Raw genomic sequence first — 13346 nt, forward strand, 5'->3', positions numbered from 1 at the left:
GGCAACCATTTCTGATCTCCCGGTCCGGTACGTGGTGTTGCGAGGCCCGTCGGGCTGGTCCTACCGTTAGTCGAAAGCGCTTTGCGTAGCCGAAGGTACTTCGCCGCGTCCCCGCCACCTATTTGCCGGAAGAACTCCCACCGGGAGGACATCGTGGGAAAGGCAGTTGGAATAGACCTGGGGACGACCAATTCGGTCATCGCGGTCGTCGAGGGCGGCCAGCCGACGGTCATCCCCAACGCCGAGGGCTCGCGCACGACGCCGTCGGTGGTCGCGTTCACCGAGGGTGGCGAGCGGCTGGTGGGGGAGCTGGCCCGACGGCAGTCGATCCTGAACCCCAAGGGCACGATCACCTCGGTCAAGCGCTTCGTCGGACGTCGCCACAGCGAGGTCGCCAGCGAGCTGCGGACGGTCACCTTCGATCTCGCCCCGGGCAAGGACGACGCCGTGCGGATCATGGTGCGCGGGCGGCAGTACGCGCCCGAGGAGATCTCCGCGATGGTGCTGCGCAAGCTCGTCGACGACGCGGCCCGCTTCCTGGGGGAGAAGGTCACCGAGGCCGTGATCACCGTCCCGGCCTACTTCAACGACGCCCAGCGCCAGGCGACCAAGGACGCCGGCCGGATCGCCGGCCTGGAGGTGCTGCGGATCATCAACGAGCCGACCGCCGCGGCGCTCGCCTACGGGATGGACAAGCGCTCGCACGAGACCGTCCTGGTTTTCGACCTTGGTGGCGGAACGTTCGACGTGTCCGTTCTCGACGTCGGCGACGGGATTGTCGAGGTGCGGGCGACCGCCGGTGACACCCACCTGGGCGGAAACGACTGGGACCGCCGCCTGGTCGACTTCCTCGCCGACGACTTCAAGAACCAGAACGGCATCGACCTGCGTGACGATCCGCAGGCGTTGCAGCGGTTGTTCGAGGCCGCGGAGAAAGCCAAGATCGAGCTTTCCTCGGTGAGTCAGACCCAGGTCAACCTGCCGTTCATCACCGCCGACTCGAACGGCCCGAAGCATCTCAACACCACGGTAACCCGGTCACAGTTCGAAATGAACACGTCCGACCTGCTCGAGCGGTGCATGCCGGCGGTGCGGCGGGCGATGGCCGACGCGAAGATCGCCGAACCGGACGTCGACGAGGTCATCCTGGTCGGCGGTGCCACCCGGATGCCCGCGGTGCAGGCCGCGGTGCGCCGGCTCACCGGCGGCAGGGACCCGAACATGACCGTCAACCCGGACGAGGTCGTCGCCGTCGGCGCCGCCATCCAGGCCGCGGTCCTCAAGGGCGAGGTCTCCGACGTGCTGCTGCTCGACGTCACCCCGCTCTCCCTCGGGGTGGAGACCCTCGGCGGCGTCAGCACGAAGGTGATCGAGCGCAACACGACGATCCCCGCGCGACGGACGGAGACGTTCTCCACCGCGGAGGACGACCAGTCCGCCGTGGACATCGTCGTCCTGCAGGGCGAGCGCGAGATGGCAGCGGACAACCGGACCCTCGGCCGGTTCCGGCTGGAGGGCATCCGGCCCGCGCCACGCGGCCAGGCCCAGGTGGACGTCACCTACGACATCGACGCCAACGGCATCCTGAACGTCACCGCGCGCGACACCGACACCGGCGCCGAGCAGCGCATCACCATCTCGGACAACACCAACCTGCCCGCGGACGAGATCGAGCGGATGGTGGCCGACGCCGAGCGTAACCGCGCTGAGGACACCCGGCTGAGAGAGAACGCCGACGCCCAGAACCAGCTCGACACGATCGCCTACCAGGTCCAGCGTCGGCTGTCCGAGCTCGGCGACGACGTTCCGGCGCACGAGCGGGCCCGCGCCGAGCAGCTCGTCGCCCACGCCCACCGGGCCCTGGCGGAGAACTCCGGCGCGGACCGGATCCGCCCGATCGTCAACGATCTCCAGCAGGTGCTGTACGCGCTGCCCGCCCCCGGCGCGCGTGAGTCGGCGGCCGCGCCGGGCGGCGGTGGACGTTCCGCGGCGGCCGGGCCGGGCACCGGCGGCCCGGGTGGCGCCGGGCCGGGCGCGAGTGGCACCGGTTCGGGCGCGAGTGGCACCGGTTCGGGAGCCGGCGGGCACGGCGCCGGCGGGGACGACGTGATCGACGCCGAGTTCACCACCCGCGATGATGACTGACCACCCCGCCGGCGCGGACCTGGCGGCCGAGCTGGAGGAGTCGCAGGCCAGACATCTGCGGACGCTGGCCGACTTCGACAACTACCGCCGCCGGACCGGACGGGAGATCAGCGCCGCCACGGCGGCCGAGCGGGACCGCGTCGTCCTCGCCTGGCTGCCGGTGCTCGACCACCTGGAGCTGGCCCTCGCCCACGCGGACGCCGACCCCGACTCCCTCGTCGACGGCGTGCGCGGGGTGCGCCAGCTCGCGCTCGACGCGCTGCGGATCTCCGGCGTCGCCCGGCTCGACGACGAGACCGGCCCCTTCGACCCGGCCCGGCACGAGGTCGGCGCCGTCGTCGACAGCGCCTCGACGCCGCAGCCGCCCCCGGCGGGCACCGTCGTCGAGGTCCTGCGCCCCGGCGTCGAGGCCGGCGGGCGGGTGCTGCGGCCGGCGTCGGTCGCGGTGAGCGCCGGCCCGCGGACGGCGACATGAGCGCCGGGACGACGGGACGCGCGAGCCCGGACTTCTACGAGCTGCTCGGCGTGCCGCGTGACGCCGACACCGACGCCATCCAGCGTGCGTACCGCAAGCTCGCCCGCAGGTACCACCCGGACATCAACTCCGACCCGTCCGCCGAGGAGCGGTTCAAGGACCTCTCCGAGGCGTACGACGTGCTGTCCGACCCGGACACCCGCGCACGCTACGACCGGTTCGGCCGCGATTTCCGCCGGGTGCCGGAGGGCGCCGAACGCTGGGCGGACGCCCCACGGGGCGGCTTCGGGCCAGGCGCCGGGCCAGGTGCCGGGCCGGGCGCCGGCGCCGGCGGGACCGCCGGGCGCGGAGGGGGCTTCGGCTTCGAGGGGTTCCAGGGCTTCGACTTCGAGGACCTGTTCGGCGGGGTCCGCGGGTTCGCCCGCCGGCGCGGCCGGGTGGGCCCGGTGCCCGGCGCCGACCAGGAGGCGGAGATCGAGATCCTGCTCGCCGAGGCCTACCGCGGCGCACGGCGGCGGATCACGCTGCCCGGGCCGCGCGGCCTCCGGGAGGTCGACGTGGCCGTCCCGGCCGGCGTTCGTGACGGCCAGCGGCTGCGCCTCGCCGGGCAGGGTGGGCGCGGCCGGGACGGCGGAAGCCCCGGCGACCTCTACCTCGTGGTGCGCCTGGCTCCCGACCCGCGGTTCCGGGTCGAGGGCCGCGACGTCCACACCGACCTGCCGCTCGCCCCGTGGGAAGCCGCCCTGGGAACGGCGGCCGGGCTGGACACACCGGCCGGTGAGCGGGTGACGGTCACCGTCCCGCCGGCCACCTCCAGCGGCCGCCGGCTCCGCCTGCGCGGCCGGGGCCTGCCGGCGCCTGGTCGGGACGCGGCCCGGGACGCGGCCCGGGAGGCCACGGGTGGCAGCGCCGGCGCCGCTGGCGGTGGTGGCGGTCCCGGTGGCGCGGCCGGCGACCTGTACGCGCACGTGCGGATCATGGTGCCGCCCGACCCCGCGGAACGGGAGACCGAGCTGTTCCGCGAGCTCGCCCGGGTCTCGTCCTTCAACCCCAGGGAGCGGTCATGACCATGACGCTCGTCCGCACCCGCCCGCGGGACCGCGAGCTGGACCTGGAGTCCTTCTGCGCCGCCGCCCAGCTGCACCCCGACCTCGTCCACAGGCTGGTGACGCTCGGCCTGCTCGACGCCGGCCCCGGCCCCGGCGTCGGTGACCGCGGTGTCGTGCTCGCGGCGGGCGCGCTGGCGCGCGTCGGGCGCATCGAACGGCTGCGCCGCGACCTCGGGATCACCTACACCGCCACCGGGGTCGTGCTCGACCTGCTCGACCGGATCGACGAGCTCGAGCGGCTGCTGCGGCAACCCCGGCGGGGAAGGTGAGCGCCATGCGCGCAGTCGTCTACCGGGAACCGTTCCAGGTGGCCGTGGCGGACGTCCCCGACCCGCGCGTCGAGCATCCGCAGGACGCGATCGTACGCGTCTCCTCGACGAGCATCTGCGGTTCCGATCTGCACGTGTACGAGGGACGTACCAGTGTGCGGCCCGGCACGGTCCTCGGCCACGAGAACATGGGCACGGTCGTCGACCGCGGGTCGGCGGTGAGCCGCGTCCAGCTCGGCGACCGGGTCTCCGTTCCCTGCACCGTCTCCTGCGGGACGTGCGCGAACTGCGAGCGGGGCCGGACCGAGTTCTGCCTGCGCACCAACCCCGACCCGCACCGGGCCGGAGCGGCGTACGGCTGCCCGGACATGGGCCCCTACCCCGGCGGGCAGGCCGAGTACCTCCGGGTGCCGTTCGCCGACTTCAACCTGCTGCGGCTGCCGCCGGGCGACGACCAGGAGCTCGACTTCGCGACCCTCTCCGACGTCTTCCCCACCGGCTTCCACGGCACCGAGCTGGCCGACGTCCAGGCCGGGAACACGGTCGTCGTGTTCGGCGCCGGGCCGGTCGGCCTGCTGGCGGCGTACTCGGCCACCCTGTGCGGCGCCGCCACCGTGCTGGTGGTCGATCCCGTGCCCTCCCGGCTCCGCCTGTGCGAGCGGATCGGCGCCACCGGGATCGACTCGTCCACCGAGGACGTCGCGGAACGGGTGCGGGAGGAGACCCGTGACCGCGGCGTCGACTGCGGCATCGACGCCGTCGGCTACCAGGCCAGGACGGCGTCCGGCGAGGAGCAGGCCGGCCTCGTCCTGAACCAGCTCGTCGACTGCGTGCGCTGGACGGGCTCGATCGGTGTCCTCGGCGTGTACCCCACCCGCGACCCCGGTGCCGCCGACGAGAGCGGCGCACGCGGCCGACTCCCGTTCGACATGGGCGCCTTCTTCGCGAAGGGGCTGCGGATGGGCAGCGGGCCGGCCAACGTGAAACGGTACAACCGGTTCCTGCGCGATCTCATCATCACCGGCCGGGCGCAGCCGTCCTGCGTCATGTCCCATCGGCTGCCGCTGGCCGACGCACCCGACGCCTACGCCCACTTCGACCACCGGGACGAGGGCTGGATCAAGATCACCCTCCAGCCCTGACTCCGGCCTCCCGGCCCGGCCCGGCCCGGCGAACTGTGGTGGGTGAGTGAGTCCTGGGTGTCACTCGCCCGCCACACTTCTCAGCCCAGGAGCTGGCTGGTCACGGGCGCAGGGCGGCCATGACCATGCCTGCGTAGCGGCGCCACTCCTCGGGGTCCCGGATCCCGAGATCGGACAGGACGCGCGCATAGCCCCCGACCAGGATGCGGACGTCCAGGGCGGTGACGTCGGAGCGCAGTGTGCCCTGCTCGCGGGCGGCGTCGACTTGGCGGTTTCGCGGGCAGGTGGTACTGGGGTGGCCGTCGAAGTGCCGCCCGCCGGGGGACGGCCGGCGGGCGTGAACGTCTACGGGCGCCAGGACGCCGGTGGGTGGTGTCAGCGGCGGCTGATGACCTGCGCCGAGGATCTGGCCGGGTGATGGAGCTGGTCGTGGGTGCTGGCCCACGAGTACGCCTCCGCGGCGACCTGGGTGAACGAGGCCGGGCCGAGGCGGCATTCGGCGCAGGAGACGCCGAACATCCGGCTCAGGGTTCGCGCGCTGCGGCTCGGGGCCACCGGGGTCTGCCCCCGGCCGAGCTCGGCGACCGCGCGGCCGTGTTCGGCGGTGGGGCGGCCGTGTTCGATGCTGGGGCGGCCGCGGTCCGAGGAGGAGCGGCGGCGGAAGAACCCCATCAGTCGGTCCCCGGTGTCGGCAGCGCGGCGACCGCGGGTGGAAGGCCGTCGCCGTTCACCGCCCCCCCTCCGAAGCGAGGGTGGCCGGCGACGGGAGCCTTGTCACCGCTCGCGTTACCGGGAGCTGGCAGCGTGGTCGTGCACCGCGGGTTCACCAGCCGATGGTAGGCCGCCGGCGTCCGAGACTCGACCAGAAGTCCTGTGAGGCATGTTGATGACAGGCCCCGGCCGCCGAAGGTCGACGCAGCGTCTCCGAGGATGTCGGATTCCCTGATCGAGTCAACCCTGGTTAGCCCGCTTCGGCGGCCTTCGACCTGCTTCGAACGTCTTGGACATGCTTAAGCCCGTTTAAGGCATGCTCGACCTTGTTTGGCATCGAACGGTCTGGAAGGCCTCGACCTGGACCACCACTTAGGTCTAACTTGTCCAAAATGAGAGGAAAGTCGGATCTCGCAGGTGGTGGTGTCGGGGCCCTAGCCGCCATGTGCGCGCGACACCGCTGGATCGTCGTCGCCCTGTGGGCGGCCGGCCTGGCAACGCTTCTCGTCTTTGTGCGGGACTCCGGCGCGCGCTTCAACACCGACGTCGCCGTCCCCGGGACGGACTCCGCGCGGGCCATGGATCTCGTCGGCGAGGTCGTACCCGGCGGTGGTCTCCCGGACACCGAGTCGATCGTGTTGCACGCCCGCCGCGGGACGGTCGACGACCCGCTGGTTCGCGAGCAGATCGCCGCGATGGCGGCGGAGCTCGGCAAGCTGCCCAAGGTGGGCGGGGTCATCGACCCGTTCAACCCGGCCGGCGCGGTCGTCCTCGGCGTCGAGCCGATCAGCGCGAACCGGCGCACCGCGGTCACATCCGTGATCATGAAGGGCTCGGCGCTGAACCCGGACCGGGCCGCCGCGCGGCGCCTCATCGACACGGCGCGGGCCTATGACGGGCCGGACCTCCAGGTCGAGGCCGCCGGCCCGGGCGCGACCGCGCTGAGCGCGACCACGATCTCACCACGACCGATCATCATCGCGCTCGTCGCCGCCCTGCTGCTGCTCGGCGTGACCCTGCGCTCCCGCGGCGCGGTCGCCGTCTGCGCCGCGACGTCCGCGGTGGCGACGGTGGCCGCCCTCGGTGCCATCGTCCTGATCTCCCACACGATCACGACCACCGCCTTCGCTCCGCTGCTCGCGGCCGTCGTCGCGGCCGGGACCAGCCTCGGCGGCGCCGTCGTCGTCGTGCACCGGGCCCAGTCCGCGCTGCGCGAGGGAGTCGGCCCGGTCGAGGCCGCGGCCCAGGCCACCGCCCGCGCCGGATCCGCCGTCGCCTACGGTGGCTTCTGTGTCACCCTCGCGATGGACGGGGTGGCACTGCTGGGGCTCAGCTTCTTCGACGGTGTCGCGCTGGGCCCCGCCGCCGCTGGGGCGGCGACCGGCCTGGTGATCATCACCCTGCTGCCCGCGCTGCTGGCGCTGAGCGGACCGCGGCTGCTCGGCTGGACCGAACGCCAGCACCTGACGACCAGCGGCCGCGGCCTGCCGCACCGCCCGGGACTGCGAGCCTGGTGGGCCCGGCAGGTGGACCGCCGGCCGGCCGGCATGGCGCTCGCCGCCGGCCTCGGGCTGATCCTGCTCGCCGTCCCCGCCGTGACCCTCGACCTCGGCGGCGCCGACGACGGGGCCGAATCGACGTCCCTGAGCACCCGGCGGGCCTACGACCTGCTCAGCGCCGACTTCTTCCCCGGTCTGAACGGCCCGATGCTCGTCGCGGTCGAGCGGGGCGACGGGCCGTCCGCTGTGCCCGTGGCGGACGTGGTGAGCGCCATCGCGAAGACCCCCGGCGTGGTCAAAGCGGCTGTCAACCTGGAAAAGGCCGACGCCGGGCTCGCCGTGATCCGGATCGCGCCGCGGGAGGGCCCGCGATCGCCGGCGGCCGTCGACCTGCTGCACCGGCTGCGCGACGACGTCATCCCGCGCGCCGTGGCCGGCACCGGCTCCCGGGTGTACATCGGCGGCTCCACGGCACTGTTCGTCGACATGGCGGCGGACTTCCGTGGCGCGACGACACTGTTCCTGCTGGTGATCCTGCTCGTGGTCGGGGTCCTCGGCCTGCTGATCCTGCGCTCGGTGGAGATCGCGGCCGCGCTGGCGGCGACCAGCGTGCTCGCCGTGCTCGCGGCGGCCGGCGTCCTCGCCATCCTGTTCCAGACCGACCTGCTCACCACGGCGCTGGGACTGGAGACCGGGCCGGTGGAGCCGTCCATGCTGGTACTCGTGCTGGTCGCCGTGTTCGGCTTGTTGCCAGGCCTGAACCTCAGCCTTCTCGTCCGGCTCCTGGAACCCGCCGACCGCGCCGGGAACGAACCGCCCACGCGGGACGCGCAGAGCACGGGGGGCACGGAGGGCACGGGGGATATGCAGGGCGCGGAGAGTACGCGGAACACCGGCGGGACACGGCGCGCACGGCGGCGTCGGCGTGCCGACACCGGGCCCGTCCGCCGCCGATCCGTCGGTTCCCGGCTCCGTGGACGTCGCGGCGGCACGCCGGGCCCGATCCGGCGCCACCGCACCGACACCACCCCCATCCGGCGCGGCCACGCCGACGTCGGTCACGTCATGCTGACCATGAACCTCGTGATGCTGTTCCTCTTCATGGCGATCGCCGCGCAGCCCTCCCGCACCATGAAGGTCATCGGGTGCGGCCTCGCGACCGGCATGGCCATCGACGCGTTCGTGCTGCGGGCGACGCTCCTGCCCGCCGTTCTCCACCTCCTGCGCCCCACCCGGCCCGGCTCGCCCGCCCGCCGCACCGGCTCGGCGGCCGGCAACAAAGCCGAGGATGGCGGCAGGGCGAGCAGAGCCGGCCGGCGCCGCGCCCGCCGGGGGCATACGCCCACGTCGGCGGCGGCCTGCGACACATCTTCTTCCCAGGCCTACCCACCGGTTAGCCCGTCACCACAGCTGCCGGTCCGCCGCCCCCTCAGCACCCGCCCCGGACCACTTGGGATTGAGTCGAGCGCCCCCGACAAGCGGCGTCCCGAGGTGCGTTCAGGATGACTCGTTCGACGCAGTGAAGACGGTCCGCGGCGCCCGCCGAAGGCGTCGCGATGTGATGAAGGACGCCGCGGAAAATCTGTAGATCCCGTCGAAGTATCTTTTCGTGGCGATGGTAAAGCATGTAGCGGCCTATGCCGCGGCGCTGATGACCGAAGAGGCATCGCCGGCCGCATGGCACCTTGGGCCACCATGATCACCTAGAGGTGGAAACGGGAAACGGTCGGAAACTCCGCGCGCCTGCCACGACGGATGGCAAACTCTGATCAACGTTGCGACTGACCGCCAAGGAATCGCACCGTGGACCGAGCAACGTCATCGAAACTGGCCGGGGGGTCTGGCGTGTCGGCGCGCTCGCACGAGTTCGGACGTGAGCTACGAAGGCTTCGGCTTGCCGCGGGCCTCACCCTTACCGGCCTCGCTGGGAAGGTGTACTACAGCAAAGGTCAGCTCAGTAAAGTCGAGCGAGGACTGAAGCCAGCGACTCGTGAACTGGCCCAGCTCTGCGACGCGGCCCTCGGCGGAGACGGCGCGCTTGTTTCCTTGATAGGTCATCGTTCAGTTGATACGGACTTTGCTTACGAGGAAAAACTCGAGAGTCGCGAGGAGGTATGGGTCATGCAGCTGTCACCAGACGGCTCGAGCTCGTTCCGGCCCATGGACAGACGTGATCTGATGGCATCCGGAGCGGTCTCTGTGATCGCAATCGGTCTCGGTGCCGTCGGAACGCAACGGGGAATTGGTGAACGTAGCTCCGTGGAAGCTATGCGCCTTCTTTTCGACCAGTATCGGGTGATTGGCCAGTCGGTCAGCCCCGGGGTTATTCTTCCTGCTCTCATTGCGCAGACTCACACCATGCGTGAACTCGCCATCCATGCGGATCCGAAAACTCGGCTGGAGCTCCTGCACCTCGGCTCACGGTATGCGGAGTACGTCGGATGGCTCGTCCAGGAGACAGGCGACGACGAAGGAGCCCTGTGGTGGACCCAGCGAGCCGTCGAACTGGCGGCGGCGGGCGGAGACCAGGATCTGGCGGCCTACGCGATGGTCCGTCGGGCACTGGTCACGCTCTACCGGGACGACGGTGAACAGACGGTCGCACTGGCACGGCGGGCACAGGACAGCGCATTACCTGCACGGATACGAGGTCTGGCTGCCCAGCGCGAGGCACAGGGGCACGCGATAAACGGCGACCTCAGGTCCTGCATGAGCTCCCTCGACCGAGCACGCGATCTGCTGGCCGCCGCCGCGGCGGACGCCGGAGAAGCTCCGGTCATCGGCACAACCAATCTGACGGACCCAGTTGGAATGATCACTGGGTGGTGTCTCCATGACCTCGGACGTCCCAAGCCGGCAGCCGAGATCATGGACCGCGAGTTGAAGCTGGTCCCGGCCCGTGCGCTGCGTACCCACGTCCGCTACGGAACTCGCCGCGCCCGCGCCTATGCGGCGGCGGGCGACATCGAGCACGCCTGCGAACTGACACGAGGGCTGTTGACCAGTGCCGTTGCCGTTGACTCCGCGACCATCGCGGCCGATCTCCGCCGCCTCGCTCACACGTTGCGCCGCCATCATCGGAACCCCTCGGTTCAAGCCCTTGCTCCTGATCTGAGCGAGTCGCTCAGCCTGATTGACCCGGAGGAATCATGACTGCCGTCGCCGAAGTAGAGAGCCCGGCGCAGGACGTTTTCATCAACTATCGTACGGGTGATGGAGACAAGGCCGCCATCTACATTCATAGAGAACTATCGCATCGTTTCGGGGCCGAGCGAATCTTTCGTGCTTCGGAGTCGATCGTTCCGGGTCAGATCTATACGGACGAGCTCCTCGAAAAAGCTCGAAGAAGTGCCGTTATGATCGTAGTCATAGGACCGAACTGGACGCGATCATCGGAGCTTGGTAATTCCGATGACTGGGTACGGCGCGAGATACTCGAAGCGCATAGAAGCAAGGTTACGGTTATTCCTGTACATGATGGTCGCCTGACGGAAAGACTGAGAACGAGGGAACTTCCGGAAGACCTGAAGTGGCTCGCAACTGTGCAGTCGTATCGTCTCGACGAGCACAACATAAGTAGGGACCTGACTACTCTCGGAGACATCTTGGCGAACGTCGTACCCGCATTGCGTCAGGCGGACGGTGCCCGACCGGCACCAGGTACGGCCTCGCCGCTCATCCGCAACCATCTGGGCGAGGCGTACGGACCTTCTCTGCTGGGAAACACGATATCGGGTGATGGCGGCGTTATAGCGAAGGGCAACTCCGGGCCGACGCACACCGGCACGGGAGATCAGTACAACAACTCGCAGCATGTGACCGGTGAAGGGCGAGCTGGTCATTTTGTCGTTGGCGACGTCTATGGTGGATTCGGGAACCAATACGGAACTCCAAAGGGGTCGGAGAGCGAAAAGTGACGGAATGGATGTCGACGGGTTGGGAATTATCGGGACCCGTGCATTCCGGACCTGGAACTCAGAACAATTACATTGGCATTCATAGTCCGGTCAATTTCCGGCGGTCAAATCCTCGACAAGTCGCCTTAGATGATCTAAATTCCTTGCATGAGATCTTTGTGTGTCCACCTAGGTTTCTAGAAGCAGCCGATAGGTTGATGACGCTACGGACCGTGCTCCTTGGTGGGCCTCCGGGCAGTGGTCGGACGACAACGGCAAAGATGTTGCTCCACCATCTCGCAACTCCGGTAGGCCGTATTCACGAAATTCTCCCGGAGCAAGCGGACGGCAGTGGAATTTCTGCCTCCGAGCGGGTTGGAAGTGGCGACCAGATGTGGATTGACCTGTCCAACCTGGACCGCGACATCTGGCCTAAGATTCAGGGTGAACTGCTCTCACTCCGATCCGTTGTCCTGCGGCGGGACGCATATCTTGTGATCGTGCTCCCTGATGAGAATTCAGATGTCAGTCCCGAATTCAGGCGATTTTATGTCCGCCCTGGGAAGCCGGCCGCGGGCGCGGTGTTGCGTAGCCACCTTGATGTCGTTGGAATTGGCAATATTGGGGACAAATTAACCCTGGACAGATTAAATATTCTCCTGGGATCAAGTCCGTCGTTGAATTGGACGGCACGGCTGGCGAGCCTCCTCCACCAGGCACGCGAAATTGCCTCCCAGGATGACGGTATGGATTCCTGGATCGCTCGTGTGGAAGACAGCCTGCAGGATCATTCGAAAGCAATATCGGACCTTGTCGTCCGTCGGAACAAAGGGCCGCAACGGGCGCTCCTGCTGGCCGTCGCCTTCATGCATGGAGCTCCGGCTGATCAGGTCCTGCGAGCGGCGGACGAGCTCCTCGACGCGACTGGATACTCCGGGCACGAAAATTCACTCCTGGAAAAGCCGGATCTGATGGAGCGCCTGCCCGAGATCGAGGCGCGTAGTGATCTTGATGGCCGTGTGCACTTCGAGAAAATCGGCTATGGTGCCGCCGTCGGTGCACACTACTGGGAATACAGGCCTGACCTTCGGCCAGGCATAATCTCATGGGTCACTCGGATCCTACGGTCAGACGCATATTCGCGCGGGACAAAAGATGGGCTGCTGGGATCCTTCGCCGACCAGTATCTTCGTGACGGCCGTCGCAACTCCTGGGGTGATTTGGCGAAGCTGTCCGTGGAATGGGCGCGCCACAAATCGACTAGTGATGCGGCGAGGCGGTTGCTCGGGCGCGCACTCGCCGACGATACTGCCGGTCCGACCTTTCGGAGGCAGATTTACGAGTGGTCGCAGCTTGCTCAGCTCGAACTCGGCCTCGTCCGCGTTCTGACGAATCTGTGCGAAGAGGTCATCGCCGTGAGGCATCCTGACCAGGCTGTCGTAAGGTTGCATCATCTCGTGCGACGTCACGGCCGAAAGTCTCCGGAGCCGCGCAGGGCGCTGTTAGCTCTCGTGGAGTCTGATCAGGGCGCGAGGCGGTTGATGCTGCAGCGCCTGACCCGGAGGCTCCCGCCGCAGCCTGACCAGCGTGAACCATGGCAGTGGGATATCGATGTGGAGATTTTTCTCGACATCGTGGATCCCGCCCAACCGGGTTGGGTCAAGGACGGCATGCCGCTCCTACACGAGAAGGAGGTCCAGGAGCACCTCGCCTCGTGTTGGGGTGCTGCCTTCTCCGCACAGGATCAGGCCGTAGCGGTGAGGCGCAGAGTGGTCGACTGGTTCGTGGCCGCCAGTGTCGATTCCCATCATCGTGCGGCGCTCCTCGATGTCTTGGTCGCCGCCTGTTCAGGCCAGATCGAAGCCTTGGCGAGGCTGCACACCTGGGTGCGGTCATGGTCGGCCTACAGCGGTGGCGAACGGTCGGGCCGGACGGAGTCGATCGCCAATGATCTGCTTAAGAAGATCAGCGTAGCTCAGGGAATCCCTGCCGAGCTTCTGTAGTGGATCTTCATTCGTGTGTTGAATTTGCAGTGCTCGAGCGGCCTATCCCCACATGCCCTAGGGCACCTCTGAATTTTCGTGCTGGGAACTTCTGAGT

The 13346-nt window shown here is 68.9% G+C and carries 11 protein-coding genes; 9 read left to right on the top strand and 2 right to left on the bottom strand.

Going from position 1 to position 13346, the window contains the following annotated elements; all coding sequences use genetic code 11:
- Window positions 1-153: 153 nt before the first annotated feature.
- The 5 genes from dnaK to AC559T_RS17695 are packed head-to-tail and all read left to right on the top strand — an operon-like array spanning window position 154 to window position 5140.
- The gene (gene dnaK, locus AC559T_RS17675; protein ID WP_498869436.1) at window positions 154-2145 is read left to right on the top strand and encodes a molecular chaperone DnaK; all 1992 of its coding nucleotides are present in this window, start codon (window positions 154-156) and stop codon (window positions 2143-2145) included.
- The gene (locus AC559T_RS17680; protein WP_235014499.1) at window positions 2135-2620 is read left to right on the top strand and encodes a nucleotide exchange factor GrpE; all 486 of its coding nucleotides are present in this window, start codon (window positions 2135-2137) and stop codon (window positions 2618-2620) included. The genes dnaK and AC559T_RS17680 overlap by 11 nt, the downstream gene beginning before the upstream one ends.
- Window positions 2617-3687, top strand: a complete 1071-nt coding sequence (locus AC559T_RS17685) for a DnaJ C-terminal domain-containing protein (RefSeq protein ID WP_112108153.1) — start codon at window positions 2617-2619, stop codon at window positions 3685-3687. The genes AC559T_RS17680 and AC559T_RS17685 overlap by 4 nt, the downstream gene beginning before the upstream one ends.
- Window positions 3684-3998: a chaperone modulator CbpM gene (locus AC559T_RS17690; RefSeq protein WP_071065419.1), complete on the top strand. Its 315-nt coding sequence runs from the start codon at window positions 3684-3686 to the stop codon at window positions 3996-3998. Before AC559T_RS17685 ends, AC559T_RS17690 begins: the two co-directional genes overlap by 4 nt.
- Before the next feature lie 5 nt (window positions 3999-4003).
- Window positions 4004-5140: a glutathione-independent formaldehyde dehydrogenase gene (locus AC559T_RS17695; protein WP_368955034.1), complete on the top strand. Its 1137-nt coding sequence runs from the start codon at window positions 4004-4006 to the stop codon at window positions 5138-5140.
- 100 nt (window positions 5141-5240) lie between these two features.
- On the opposite strand, the gene AC559T_RS17700 is transcribed toward AC559T_RS17695, so the two are convergent.
- Both AC559T_RS17700 and AC559T_RS17705 read right to left on the bottom strand, forming a co-directional pair.
- Entirely contained in the window at window positions 5241-5585 is a 345-nt protein-coding gene (locus AC559T_RS17700; RefSeq protein ID WP_498869437.1) for a hypothetical protein, read from the bottom strand.
- Window positions 5516-5812, bottom strand: coding sequence for a hypothetical protein (locus AC559T_RS17705; RefSeq protein WP_498869438.1), 297 nt, complete (start codon window positions 5810-5812; stop codon window positions 5516-5518). The genes AC559T_RS17700 and AC559T_RS17705 overlap by 70 nt, the downstream gene beginning before the upstream one ends.
- A 431-nt stretch (window positions 5813-6243) precedes the next feature.
- On the opposite strand from AC559T_RS17705, the gene AC559T_RS17710 reads away from it, so the two are divergent.
- The 4 genes from AC559T_RS17710 (at window position 6244) to AC559T_RS17725 (ending at window position 13249) form a co-directional block, all read left to right on the top strand.
- Window positions 6244-8856 (top strand): MMPL family transporter, encoded by a 2613-nt coding sequence (locus AC559T_RS17710; RefSeq protein WP_498869439.1) that lies wholly within the window; start codon window positions 6244-6246, stop codon window positions 8854-8856.
- Window positions 8857-9195: 339 nt separating this feature from the next.
- Complete coding sequence (locus AC559T_RS17715; protein ID WP_498869475.1) at window positions 9196-10503, top strand: helix-turn-helix domain-containing protein; 1308 nt, start codon at window positions 9196-9198, stop codon at window positions 10501-10503.
- A complete protein-coding gene (locus AC559T_RS17720; RefSeq protein WP_498869440.1) occupies window positions 10500-11267 on the top strand; it encodes a toll/interleukin-1 receptor domain-containing protein in 768 nt (255 codons plus the stop codon). Before AC559T_RS17715 ends, AC559T_RS17720 begins: the two co-directional genes overlap by 4 nt.
- A 371-nt stretch (window positions 11268-11638) precedes the next feature.
- Window positions 11639-13249 (top strand): hypothetical protein, encoded by a 1611-nt coding sequence (locus AC559T_RS17725; protein WP_498869441.1) that lies wholly within the window; start codon window positions 11639-11641, stop codon window positions 13247-13249.
- Window positions 13250-13346 lie beyond the last annotated feature (97 nt).

It is taken from the genome of Frankia sp. Hr75.2 (genome assembly GCF_949319125.1).
Classification (GTDB): Bacteria; Actinomycetota; Actinomycetes; order Frankiales; family Frankiaceae; genus Parafrankia; species Parafrankia soli.

Bases quoted from the DNA above. Each gene is read 5' to 3' on its own strand.
- AC559T_RS17680 (WP_235014499.1), top strand. From the start codon at position 2,135: ATGATGACTGACCACCCCGCCGGCGCGGACCTGGCGGCCGAGCTGGAG.
- AC559T_RS17685 (WP_112108153.1), top strand. From the start codon at position 2,617: ATGAGCGCCGGGACGACGGGACGCGCGAGCCCGGACTTCTACGAGCTG.
- AC559T_RS17690 (WP_071065419.1), top strand. From the start codon at position 3,684: ATGACCATGACGCTCGTCCGCACCCGCCCGCGGGACCGCGAGCTGGAC.
- AC559T_RS17695 (WP_368955034.1), top strand. From the start codon at position 4,004: ATGCGCGCAGTCGTCTACCGGGAACCGTTCCAGGTGGCCGTGGCGGAC.
- AC559T_RS17705 (WP_498869438.1), bottom strand. From the start codon at position 5,812: ATGGGGTTCTTCCGCCGCCGCTCCTCCTCGGACCGCGGCCGCCCCAGC.
- AC559T_RS17710 (WP_498869439.1), top strand. From the start codon at position 6,244: ATGAGAGGAAAGTCGGATCTCGCAGGTGGTGGTGTCGGGGCCCTAGCC.
- AC559T_RS17720 (WP_498869440.1), top strand. From the start codon at position 10,500: ATGACTGCCGTCGCCGAAGTAGAGAGCCCGGCGCAGGACGTTTTCATC.
- AC559T_RS17725 (WP_498869441.1), top strand. From the start codon at position 11,639: ATGTGGATTGACCTGTCCAACCTGGACCGCGACATCTGGCCTAAGATT.